This is a genomic window from Ferrimicrobium sp., from assembly GCA_022690815.1.
Lineage (GTDB): Bacteria > Actinomycetota > Acidimicrobiia > Acidimicrobiales > Acidimicrobiaceae > Ferrimicrobium.
Map to the genome: position 1 here is coordinate 1 of JALCZJ010000049.1, position 11433 is coordinate 11433.

General features: G+C 57.9%; 10 protein-coding genes, 2 tRNA genes and 1 riboswitch. Of the genes, 6 read left to right on the forward strand and 6 right to left on the reverse strand.

Annotation, left to right across the window (positions count from 1 at the left end):
• Positions 1 to 128: 128 nt before the first annotated feature.
• Positions 129 to 482, reverse strand: a complete 354-nt coding sequence (locus MP439_10725; GenBank protein ID MCI2976528.1) for a hypothetical protein — start codon at positions 480 to 482, stop codon at positions 129 to 131.
• 229 nt (positions 483 to 711) lie between these two features.
• A riboswitch (Fluoride riboswitch) is annotated at positions 712 to 774 on the reverse strand.
• 225 nt (positions 775 to 999) lie between these two features.
• Between MP439_10725 and MP439_10730 the strand changes: the two genes are divergently transcribed.
• From MP439_10730 to MP439_10740, 3 genes are all read left to right on the forward strand, one after another.
• On the forward strand, positions 1000 to 1461 hold the full coding sequence (locus tag MP439_10730; GenBank protein ID MCI2976529.1) for a MarR family transcriptional regulator: 462 nt from the start codon (positions 1000 to 1002) through the stop codon (positions 1459 to 1461).
• Positions 1458 to 3362, forward strand: a complete 1905-nt coding sequence (locus MP439_10735) for an ABC transporter ATP-binding protein/permease (GenBank protein MCI2976530.1) — start codon at positions 1458 to 1460, stop codon at positions 3360 to 3362. The genes MP439_10730 and MP439_10735 overlap by 4 nt, the downstream gene beginning before the upstream one ends.
• A gap of 260 nt (positions 3363 to 3622) precedes the next feature.
• Positions 3623 to 3695, forward strand: a tRNA-Val gene (locus tag MP439_10740).
• Positions 3696 to 4145: 450 nt separating this feature from the next.
• On the opposite strand, the gene MP439_10745 is transcribed toward MP439_10740, so the two are convergent.
• From MP439_10745 to MP439_10755, 3 genes are all read right to left on the reverse strand, one after another.
• Positions 4146 to 4592: a hypothetical protein gene (locus MP439_10745; GenBank protein MCI2976531.1), complete on the reverse strand. Its 447-nt coding sequence runs from the start codon at positions 4590 to 4592 to the stop codon at positions 4146 to 4148.
• Between the two features lie 211 nt (positions 4593 to 4803).
• Positions 4804 to 6981, reverse strand: a complete 2178-nt coding sequence (gene cadA / locus MP439_10750) for a cadmium-translocating P-type ATPase (GenBank protein ID MCI2976532.1) — start codon at positions 6979 to 6981, stop codon at positions 4804 to 4806.
• Positions 6962 to 7162, reverse strand: a complete 201-nt coding sequence (locus tag MP439_10755; GenBank protein MCI2976533.1) for a heavy-metal-associated domain-containing protein — start codon at positions 7160 to 7162, stop codon at positions 6962 to 6964. The genes cadA and MP439_10755 overlap by 20 nt, the downstream gene beginning before the upstream one ends.
• 71 nt (positions 7163 to 7233) lie before the next feature.
• Here MP439_10755 and MP439_10760 point away from each other — a divergent pair, with 71 nt between their 5' ends.
• The gene (locus MP439_10760; GenBank protein ID MCI2976534.1) at positions 7234 to 8445 is read left to right on the forward strand and encodes a YbfB/YjiJ family MFS transporter; all 1212 of its coding nucleotides are present in this window, start codon (positions 7234 to 7236) and stop codon (positions 8443 to 8445) included.
• Positions 8446 to 8497: 52 nt separating this feature from the next.
• Here MP439_10760 and MP439_10765 read toward each other — a convergent pair.
• Positions 8498 to 8571, reverse strand: a tRNA-Cys gene (locus tag MP439_10765).
• An 84-nt stretch (positions 8572 to 8655) separates the two neighbouring features.
• On the opposite strand from MP439_10765, the gene MP439_10770 reads away from it, so the two are divergent.
• Together MP439_10770 and MP439_10775 are read left to right on the forward strand one after the other, a co-directional pair.
• On the forward strand, positions 8656 to 9165 hold the full coding sequence (locus MP439_10770) for a hypothetical protein (protein MCI2976535.1): 510 nt from the start codon (positions 8656 to 8658) through the stop codon (positions 9163 to 9165).
• Positions 9162 to 10382, forward strand: a complete 1221-nt coding sequence (locus tag MP439_10775) for a geranylgeranyl reductase family protein (protein ID MCI2976536.1) — start codon at positions 9162 to 9164, stop codon at positions 10380 to 10382. Before MP439_10770 ends, MP439_10775 begins: the two co-directional genes overlap by 4 nt.
• 428 nt (positions 10383 to 10810) lie before the next feature.
• Here MP439_10775 and MP439_10780 read toward each other — a convergent pair whose 3' ends face one another.
• Entirely contained in the window at positions 10811 to 11113 is a 303-nt protein-coding gene (locus tag MP439_10780) for a hypothetical protein (protein MCI2976537.1), read from the reverse strand.
• Positions 11114 to 11433 lie beyond the last annotated feature (320 nt).

Below are 11433 nucleotides of genomic sequence, written 5' to 3' on the forward strand. Positions count from 1 at the left end.
TTGGGACTGAGGCACCGTTGCAATCAAACGGGCCGCGGAAGCTAGAAAACAGAGTGAGCCAGAGGACGGTTGCAGCGTGACCGAGACTAGCTTAGAAAGCCTCCACCTTCAGGTGGGGGTAGTTCACGTCAGGCTCGTTCAGGTGCTTGGCCTGAGGATCCGTTCTCGCGCCGGATGTTGCCGAGGCAGGCGGCGGTCGCCTGTGCCGGATCGAGCCGAGTCGTTTGCCGAGCAATCCCTCGGAGATAGCCGGCAATTGGTGGTAACAGATTAAGCGCACTCAGTTGGTCGAGCGCAATGAACTCCGGTTTGCGATGAACCTCACAGCCGACAGGAGAGATACTGACATCGCGGACAGTCGCAAGACAGACGATCTCCATGAGCTGATGTGTCGTATCAGGGCTCGTCGTCTCCAGGACAAAGGCCACTCGATCCGGGCAATGTGCACACCGGTCTCCTCGGCGACCTCCCGTCTGGCGCAACTTGTTGCCCCTTTACCTCGCCGTGGTGTGCCGCCTGGCAGAACCCACATCGGCCGATCGTTTGCTCGGCGCTCACAAAGCAGCACGGTCTCCCCGCGAAAGACCGCAGTCGAGACTCGGAGGTGGATGGGCTGGCGTTCATTGTCGTGGTTCAGGGCATCGCCGGGTACGGCAGTGTTCGATTTTGTCAACTGTCTCCTCCTATCACAAGGCTCGAGTGTGACCCGTTCGGATGATAGGAGCCATTAGCCGGTCGGCGCTTCTATGGGCGAGCTCCATCGCCTTCGTATACCGTAGCCGTGGGTGGACCACACTCGCGCCTCCAAGGGCAGCTCGTAGAGTCGGTTGGCAAACCGTGCTGTGCTTGTGCAACGGCGAATTTCGTGTTGGTCGATGGAACTGATGCGTTGTAAGTGTCACATCGGCGAGTTGGGCTCAGGCTCTAGCCAACGCGGATACCAACAGCGGCCGATGGGTCGATGTTCGTCAGTGTGGAATATCCGGTATACTCAGTATTATGGATACTGTAACCCGAGAATCCAGCCCAGACACATTAGACGAGCTGGTTGATCTGTTCTCCTCAATCGCGCGTTATTCGCGGTCACGACTTATTGAGAGCCTTGAACCACTCTGCATCGCTCCGGGCGCTGCTCGGGCGCTTGCGGAAGTGGTTCATCATCCGAGTATTCGGATGTCGGAGTTGGCCGGTGCCCTTGGCGTTAGCGCACGTAGCGTCACCAGTGTCATTGACCAGCTGGTCGAGGCCGGCCTTGTTCTCCGGGTGGCTGATCCGGCGGACCGGCGAGCAGTGCGCCTCGTTGCTAGCGAACGTGGTATAGAGCTCCATCGTGGGGCGCGAGACTGTCGGCGCGCAGTTGGCCAAGAGATCTTTGACTCATTGTCGCCTGAGCGACGGTCCGAACTGGTCTCGATCCTCGCAGATTTGAAAACCAAACTTGGAGCAAGGGGTCAGAGATGAAGTCGATGGGTGGCGATATGGGGTCGCTTGGCGGCTGGCAGGCTATGAAGTCGTATCGCCGAGATTCAAAGGTAACCCAACGTCAGTTGCCGAAAGGCCTGCTGATGCGGATTCTTCGGTTTGGTGCTCATTACCGACGTACGCTGATCACCTATCTAGTCTTGATTGTGGTCAGCGCGATTCTTTCGACGGTTAGTCCGTTGATTTTTCGAGCGATCATTGATGATGGCATCGTTCGGCACAATGTCGGTCTTATTGTCTGGTTGGCGTTGCTGGCGGCCGGTGTGGCGCTCGTGAGTGCAGGGCTGATGTTGTGGCAACGCTACATTTCAGCTCGTGTGGGTGAGGGTCTCATCTACGATATGCGAACCAAGATTTTTGACCACTTCCAATCGATGCCCCTCGCGTTCTTTTCGCGGACGCAATCCGGGGCCCTCATCAGTCGTATCAACTCGGACGTACTCAATGCCCAGTCGGCATTTACCGATACGACTTCGTCGATCGTCTCGAACCTTATTACGGTCGTCATCACTCTTGGGGTTATGTTCTTTCTCTCGTGGCAGATCACCCTTGCCGCCTTGATTTTGCTGCCACTCTTTATCATTCCGGCCCGATGGGTGGGGCGAAAGATCGAGGGTATTACGCGAGAGAGCTATAACCTTAACGCCGAGATGACCAACACGATGACGGAGCGGTTCAATGTCTCTGGTGCCTTGTTGGTCAAGCTCTTTGGTGATCCGAATCGTGAAAGCGGCACGTTTTCAGGTCGCGCCGGTAGAGTTCGAGACATCGGTGTCACCCAGGCCATGTACACCAGGATCTTTATGGTGGCACTGTTGACGACAGCTTCGCTTGCTACCGCCCTTGCCTATGGTTGGGGTGGGGTAGAGGCGGTGCATGGCGTCTACCAGGTGGGTACCGTCGTCGCCATCACGCTCTATCTGACTCGGTTGTATGCACCACTCACTGCGTTATCGAACGTTCAGGTCGATGTCATGACGACGCTGGTGTCCTTTGATCGCGTCTTCGAGGTGCTCGATCTTAAGCCGACGATTGTCGAGGCTCCCGATGCGGTTTCGATTCCACGAGGTCCTGCCACGGTCGAGTTTGCGCACGTCACCTTTCGGTACCCAACGGCTCGGGAGGTATCGCTGGCCTCGCTCGAGAATGTAGAGAATCTTGAGCGTGGCGCTAGCCCAGAGATACTCCATGACGTGAGCTTTGTCATTCGCCCTGGCACCATGGTCGCCCTCGTTGGTCCCTCAGGTGCCGGCAAGACAACGCTCAGCCATCTGGTGCCACGTCTCTATGATCCTGAGACCGGTACGGTGTCCATTAATGGGGTTGACCTGCGCACGGCAACCCAGGCCTCAGTGCGCGCGACGGTGGGTGTCGTCACGCAAGAGGCCCATCTGTTCCACGATACTCTCAGAGCCAATCTGCTCTACGCCAAGCCAGATGCCACCGACGACGAGATTCATGCAGCACTCGAGGCGGCTCAGATTGCTCATATTCTGGCAACACTGCCTGATGGACTCGATACGGTGGTTGGCGACCGAGGGTACCGGCTTTCTGGCGGCGAAAAGCAGCGCGTCGCGATTGCAAGACTCTTGCTGAAGTCGCCTGACGTTGTCGTTCTCGACGAGGCGACGGCGCATCTCGATTCCGAATCTGAGGCCGCTATCCAGGTCGCGCTCGCGCATGCGCTCTCTGATAGGACATCGTTGGTGATTGCTCACCGGCTTTCAACGATTCGCGAGGCCGATGAGATACTGGTACTGGACGCAGGAAGGATCGTTGCCCATGGTACGCATCACGAACTGCTCGCAGCCGGGGGGCTCTATGCCGACCTCTACCATACGCAGTTCGCCGATCAAGAGCTGACGCTGTCAGAATCATAGACGAGGTGAGTATCAGGTCGGACGACTTGGTGTTGGGGAGATGGCGGTTCTGCTCGTCTGGGGCGGTAATGTGCGGGGGTGGTGCCAGCGTTCACGGCGGATGGTCGGTCAGCCTATGGGCGGACGGCGTATGAGTTGACTCGGCGGGTAACATTTCGGCCCTGCAGGGTGGCCGTTGGAGGTGTTCGGTAAGGGCTACGCTAAGAGGGGCAGCCCAAGTGACCCGATTGGAGCCCGTGGGGCTGTAGAGTGTAGCCGACGGGCCGTTGGCGCAGCTGGTAGCGCACTTGCATGACGCGCAAGGGGTCAGAGGTTCGAGTCCTCTACGGCCCACTCGTTGATACCCAACACAACTTTTTGCTAGTCAACATCGTTCTTTGCTGGTCAATAGCGAGGGTAGTGGGGTCATTCCCGCAGGGCTACGCAGTAGCCGGTCCGGGTGCAGCGAATTGGGGCCGATGATGACCAGTGCTTCTGGGCATCATTCAGAAGCGCATGACCAGCTAACCTCGGGCCAAGTCAATCTCGGGCCAAGTCATTCTCGGGCCAAGTCAATCTCGGGCCAAGGCAGCGCTGAGCCAAGTGTGGCATGCGTGCGACGAGAGCGATGCGAGTCGTATGGATAACCACGATGAAGCTCTGGGGGGGTTCACGTATTGTCGGCTCTGGTCGGTTGATGCCTCATCTGACCCGCAGCGACGTTGCCTGCACCCGGTGCGCAACCTAGCACGCCCTCTTCAGATCAAAGGAGAACCGATCCTTCTCGCTATCTCCGTTGATCCTCTAGTTTTCTCTGGTTGGCGGATCTGCCCGAACGTGGTTGCCTGAGCGACTCAAGTGAAAGAGCAGGAATGCGTAGGCAAAGAGGGAAGCCGAAAACCCAAGTGCCATGGTGAGCGAGAGGAGGTTGGACTTGCCACCACCGTTTACGAAGCCGAGCCCGGCAGCGATCGCGATAACGATTCCTAGGACCCCAACGATGGAGTAGCCGAGTGAGCGTGACTGGGGCTGCTCAAGGGAGGCGTTGACCATCATGACGCCATTGATCAACAGGGCGAGCCCGACGATAACGTGCAGATAGAGGATGGCAATCGGATGGGATGCACCCCAAGGATTGTGTGGCGCAATGGTAACGTAGAGGGCGTTCGCTGTTCCAAAGATGAACTCGACGAGCAATGCGACGATGGACGCGAAGGACAACAGCTTGAGATCTTGGACACGCTTGCTCACTGTCGTCAGCCTAGTGGGTATCGATGTATCCTGCGAGCCGGTCGCGACATCCTACCCAAAAGAGTTAGTGCTTCACGTTATGTGCAACGGCGTGCGTTGCGGAGTTGGGTGCCGATTCGTGAAGCCAACGTGACAGGTTCGGTCTCAGTGTCTCCTGGTACACAATGTTGACTCCTGCGGCAAAATGTTGCCCCCTGGTACCTAATGTGGATCAGGTCGTTGGAAGGGTAGACGACGCTGCTTGCGGTGTCGACGATGCTCCCTTTGACCTTGTTGATTGATTTACTGTCGTGGTGGATTCGATGACCGCGGGCGGGCACCAGCGTCGTAGCCGTAGTGCGTTCGTGACCACAATCAGCGACGAGCTCGCCATGAGGGCGGCACCGAGCATAGGATTCAAAATTCCGGCGGCCGCCAGTGAGATGGCGATGATGTTGTAGCCCAACGCCCAGCCGAAGTTTTCGTAGATGTTGTGCAGCGTGGTCTTTGCGAGGGCAATTGCGGTCGCCACCTTGACAATGTCATCGCCCACGATCGTGATGTCGGCGCTGGCTTTGGCGATGTCGGTTCCACTGGCGAGTGCGATGCCCAAATCGGCGGCCCCGAGTGCTGCGGCGTCGTTAATCCCATCACCGACCATAGCGACGCGTTCGCCACGTTTTTGAGCCTCACGGATCATGTCGGCCTTGTCGGTTGGTCGGACATTGGCTCGAATGACGTCAAAGCCAAGCCGCTTCGCCAAGACCGTAGCATTATCCAGGTTATCCCCTGTCAGCATGACGACCTTGAGATGGTTTTCGGTCAGTGTTTGAACGAGCTCGGCCGCCCCGTCGCGTACCGTCTCCGTCAAGTTGATGAGGATGGGTGCCCGATCATCAATACCGCAGGCAATCACCCGCCCTTGTGTGGGGCTTTGGATGCCAAAGAAGGCAGGGGCGCCAATCGTGATGGTGTGTCCTGCAACCGTGCCGGTGAGGCCTGAGCCAGGGAGTTCATGGACTGCCTCCACCACGAGTGCTGTTGACGAGAGGGTGCTGAGGGCTCGAGACACCGGGTGTGTTGATGCACGGGCGACGGCGGCGATCCACGCCCGTTCGTCCCCGCCAAGCGAGGCTGGAAGGCTCTCGAGCGTAAGGGTGGCATCGGTGAGTGTTCCCGTCTTGTCCAGGAAGATCGTGTCGATCTTTGGCACCTGTTCAAGGACGGTGGGACTCTGGATGAGAATCCCTGATCGTGCCGCTCGAGAGGTCGCGACAAGAAAGGCGATTGGGGTTGCAAGCCCGAGCGAGCACGGACAAGCCACGACCAGTACGGCGATAGCTGCTACGAGGGCGCTGGTGGCGGACCCAAAGGACAACCAGAGGACAAAGGTGGCGATAGCGATAACGATGACGACAGGAACAAAGACTCTAGCGATGCGATCACTGAGGCGCTCAAGACCTGCCTTCTTGGCTTGAGCCTGGGCAACTTGCTCGGTGAGCTGAGAGAGAAAGCTCCTCCGAGCGCTGGTGAGAGCCTTGCCCTCAAGCAACTGATCTCGGTTGAGTGATCCGGCAAGAATACGATCCCCGCTGGTGACGTCGGAGAGATCGGCCTCGCCGGTAATTACCGACGTGTCGACCCTGGACGTTCCCTTGGTGACGATGAGGTCGGTCGGTACCACCTGGCCGGGTCGAACAGTGACGATGTCCTCGCGTTGTATCTCACCAGCCGGTATGGTCATTTCGGTATCATCGCGGATGACCGTTACCTCGCCAAGCATGCTTGCTTGGAGTCCATTGAGATCACTCCTTGCCAGTGTCTTTGCTCGATCTTCGATCCACCGCCCAAAGTAGATCACGGTCGGGACGATTGCCGCCGCGTCAAAGAAGACCGGTTCACGGGTGAAATTGCCCAGTGTGATGATGGTGGACCACACGAAGGCGGTTACAAATCCCAGCGATACGAGGGTATCCATACCCCCGGTCAGATGAGCGAGATCACGCAGGGCCGTGATGAGAAACCCTCGGCCTACCAGCACGATGACCGCGATCGCCAGGACGAGGCCGACGAGTCTGTCGATGTTGATGAGTTCCAAATCCCCAGCTAGCAGCACGGCGCTCAATGCCGCGCTCACCAATAAGGGCCAACGGTGGTGGGAAGATTTGGCCGGTGGTCCTTGATCGACTTTTGCGATAGCGTCGTAGCCCGCCTGCTGCACGGCTTCAATGATCCGATCAAGATCGAGGGCGGCGGAATCATACGTTACGGTTGCCTCTTCGAGGGCGTAGTTAACGCTAGCAGCGACCCCGTCGAGCTTATTGAGCTTGCGTTCGATCCGTGACGCACAGCTCACGCATGTCATCCCAAAAAGCTCAAGGTCGAGTTGCTTAGTCGATGAGTTCGGCATCGTAGCCAGCCTCATCGATGGCGGCGAGGAGTTCATCGACATTGAGCGTTGATCCTTCAATGGTTACCACCTTGTCGGCGAGATCGACCACGACGGCGGTAACCCCTGCGACCTTGCTAACCTCGCCCTCGATGGCAACTTGGCAATGGTCACAACTCACGGTTGGAACGCGAAATTTCATCTCATTCACCTCATCATTTCTTAAATATGAGTATATCCTGACCTGAGATCAGATCGAGGTTGAGGTGGTGGATGCAGGGGCAATCGGACGGGTTCAAGAATATCACCGCCTCAGGCGTCCTCATTGCCGTTGGGCTTTCGCTGGCAGCTGCCACGTCGCTCGGATTTGCCCGATTCGCCTATTCGTTGGTGCTTCCGACGATGCGGCTGGCGTTGCACTGGAGCTACGTCGATGCCGGTGCCATGAACACCGTAAACGCCCTCGGGTATCTTTTGGGAGCGATCTTGGTGACCAGAATCACCGATCGGTTGGGCAATCGTCGATCATTTATTCTCGCTGGTGTGGGAATGACGGTTGCGTTGGGGTTGACGCCGATCAGTGGGCATCTCGTAGTGCTTCTCGCCCTACGCGTAATTGCCGGATTTTGCGGTGCGGTGATCTTCGTCGTCGGGTCGTCCCTTGCTCAGCAGGCTGCTCGCGAGTTGACCAAAGCTGGGGCAGCGGTCATCCTTGGAATCTATTTCGGAGGAGCTGGGCTCGGTACTGCTATCAGTGGGGCACTGATTCCGGCCATTCACCTCGATGTGGCATCGCTGTGGCGTTTGGACTGGGGTGTGTTGGCGCTACTCACACTGCTGGCAATGATTATCGCTGTCATTGCCGCCTACCGCGTCGAAGATCCCCCTGCACGCTCGGTGACTGAGCGACATCTCGGCCATTTCAGGAAGCTTTTGCCAGCGATCATCGCCTATGGACTCTTCGGATTTGGGTACCTCGCGTTTCTCACCTATCAGGTTGCGCTCATGGGACAGCAGGGGCAGCCGTCCTCGCGGGTCGTGACCGCCTATGTGGTGTTCGGACTCGTCGCGGCACTCAGCGGTTTCGTCTGGTACCGGCCGCTCGCCGGTCGTCGCCCGGGGCTGGTCGCTGCGCTGATCTATAGCTCTGGGGCGGTTGGTGCTGGACTCTATCTCGTGTCAACGACGCTTTGGGTTGAACTTGTCGCGGGTGTGTTGTTTGGTCTTGCGCTGATGAGCTGCTCGACGGCGTTTGGTGTCGTAACCAGAGCCGTGTTGCCACCGTCGCTACAGACCGGTGCCATGGGCTTGGCTACCGTGTCGATCGCCGTCGGCCAGAGTCTGGGGCCACTGGTGACCGGACAGATTGCCGACTCGCACCTAGGGTTGGTCTGGGCGACTGGGGTTGGTGCCTCCGTGATCGGGCTGGCTGGTGCTGTATCGCTCTTCCAGCGCACCCATGATGACGTTGGCCTAAGAGCCTGAGTGGCGAGCGAGGGGTGGACGCCACTGGATCGTGGCTGACTGTCCCCATAATTGGAGGCGGCGAGCGGATTCGAACCGCTGTGCAAGGCTTTGCAGGCCTCTGCCTAACCACTCGGCCACACCGCCAGTAATCTATAGGAGATTAATCGGGTCTGCATGCTGAACCGATCGAGTTGGCCCAGGCGTGAAAAGTGGATCAGGATGGAGAACGTGAATAGGCGTAAGGTGATCGGTTGGACCGTCGGAGTGGGGGCGATCGTCGTCGTGAGTATCGGAACGTTGGCAGCGATCCCGAGCAGTGGACAAAAACCCACCCAGATACCCATTCCTGGATCAGCGACGACTGCGCTCCCGCAGCTGCAACAGTTGGCGCCTGATGGACTTATTCCCAAGAACATCGCCGAGACCGTGCTGGTCCCGGTAGGGCTCAAGGTGCTGGCTTATAAGGATCTCAATCCGGATGGTGCCAATTTTGATGGCTATGTGATGTATCGAGCGTCGATGAGTCCTGCGAAGGTACTCGCCTTCTTCAAGGCGTCACTACCGGATGCGGGGTGGCACCTCTACGATGCGGGGGTAACCAAAGGACAGGACGTGATCGTCGCATCGAAGGCGGGTGATAACGGTTTCTACTGGGAGGTGGGGATCAAAGACCCCTATCCTGCTGGTGGATCCGGCTCTACACTCCAGCTTCGCGTCCTTCAGATCAGCTTCTCATGAGGATTCTTGTCGCTGGGGCCGGCCCCGGGGGATCACTCGCTGCAGTTCTGCTCGCCCGTGGCGGACATGAGGTTCTCCTCGTCGATCGCTCGGATTTTCCTCGGGACAAGGCCTGTGGTGACGTGGTTGGACCGCGTGCGCTCGCGGTGTTGGCCCAGGTAGGAATCGAACTGCCTGAGGATGCACATCACATCGGATCTATGGTACTTGGTTACAAGGGTCGCCAAATCACGTTGCCTGCTCGACCCGGACTTGGGCACAAGGGGTACGGGATCACGATGCGACGACGGGATTTTGATGACCTGTTGCATCAGAGGGCTTTGGAAGAAGGGGCGAGAAGCGTCACCGGAGTGGTCTCGAAGATTGCACGTTCGGGCAAGCGGCTTCGTGCGAGCATCGGTGATGGCATCGAGGAGTTTGATGTCGTTGTGGGTGCCGATGGTGCGAACTCGACGGTTGCAAGGTCCATGGGCCTTGTGGACTCCAAGCGCGTCCTCCTTGGTTTTGCCTTACGAAGGCATGCACTCGGCACGACGCTCGCTGATCGTGTCGACCTTTTCTTGGATCCTGGTGATGACGCCGTCCCTGGCTATGGCTGGGTGTTCGATCAGGGTGACGGACGTCTCAATCTTGGTGTCGGCGTTGGTGTCGGTGCGGATCGTGCGCGTGCCAAAGGGGTACGATCACGCCTCAATGACTATCAGGATCAGCTGGTATCGTCGGGAGCGATCACCGTGTTGGGAGAGCCGAGCGAGATGGGCGGCTGGCTGAAGATGGGTCTAGTGGGTGGCCGGGTGGCGACCGACGGCGTCTACCTCGTTGGGGATGCGGCTGGACTGGTTAATCCACTGCAAGGAGAGGGCATTGCTGCGGCCTTGGCAAGCGCCATTCTTTGTGCCTCGGTTGTCATTCGCCACGGAGCGGATGGTGCTGCTATCTACCGCGGGGAAATCGACGCACACTTTAGCGCCTTTCTGTCTACCGGCTATCTCGCCCAGCACCTCGCACTTTCGCATCCCTTGGCGGCTCGACTGGCGATGTCGGGACTCATACGGGCCGGTATATCAAGCCGAGTTGCTAGCGCATGGGGTCTCTTTTGGAATGATCTAACCGAATACTCTGGTCCACAGCCCGGCTCGCTTGCTGCTTCGTTAGCACTCACCATCGGCAAGAGTATCGCAGGTCCGGTGGTTGGCGTAGCAAGTTGGTCTCGTTGATCTAACCCAGCTCGTTCTTAATGCCGTTAAGTTGCTAGCGGTCGACAATGCAGATGCAGAGGTCCCAGAGGTTGCTTTGCGAGTTGGTACTCTGGAGCTTTGGCTGTGAGGGGGTCGAACTATCTCATTGTAACACCGACGGGACCGTCCAGGTCGCAAGTGGCGAAGGTTCCTGGATTGACCTGGATTGACCAGGTCCAGCCTAACGACGCAAGCTCACTGGCCTTGGACCTGCCGACCTAAAACCTGCCGACCTAAAACCTGCCGACAGAGCCGTCGAGGTTGATACCATGAGCCCTTGGCCGAGACATGCGACCGATACCTATGCACCCCGATCGTTGATGCCACGACCTAGGGCCATGTCCAGGTGCGTTTAGGTGTTTGCGAGCAGATCATTAGATTGTATAGACGTTGCCGACCTCGACCGCTCACCACCTTCCAGCAATGCGCACGAGCGTGACGTAGACCTCCCGGCCTACTTTAGCGAGTGCCGGGGCCTCGTCGGAGACAAGAAGAGGTCCTATGCCTCCTTCAAAGTACAATTCCCCGGGTTCGACCCGCTCGATCATGAGGCGGCCTTCGATAATGTCCGTAAAGTCGATGGCGTTGGGGTTGACGACTGGACCCCTTCTGCACTGTTGGTATAGCAGGTTGGCCAAGCGTTCCGCACGAGGGAGATCGCGCGCGCCACGGACATGATCCAACCCAAGATCCCACTTATCGTCACTCACATTGAAACTACCCCCAAACCGGGACACACCACTCCGTAACCCCAAGGAGACTGGTAGATACGGTAGACATGGAAGAGAACAAGGGTAAAGAGACAACGTTTCGAAGAAAGTTTGACCGCGAAGTTAAAGATGACCCCCTCAGGCTTGTCGAGCTTTCGAATCGATCCCTCACCCAGGTAGCCCAGGAGTTAGCCATCTTGAGAAGCCACCCTGTCCAACTAGATGTTTGAGGCTTACAAAGCCAAACGAGCAGCCAATGGCACTGGTCCTCATCGTCGAGGAGCATCGCCGGCTTTCCCAAATCGATACATCTTGGATCG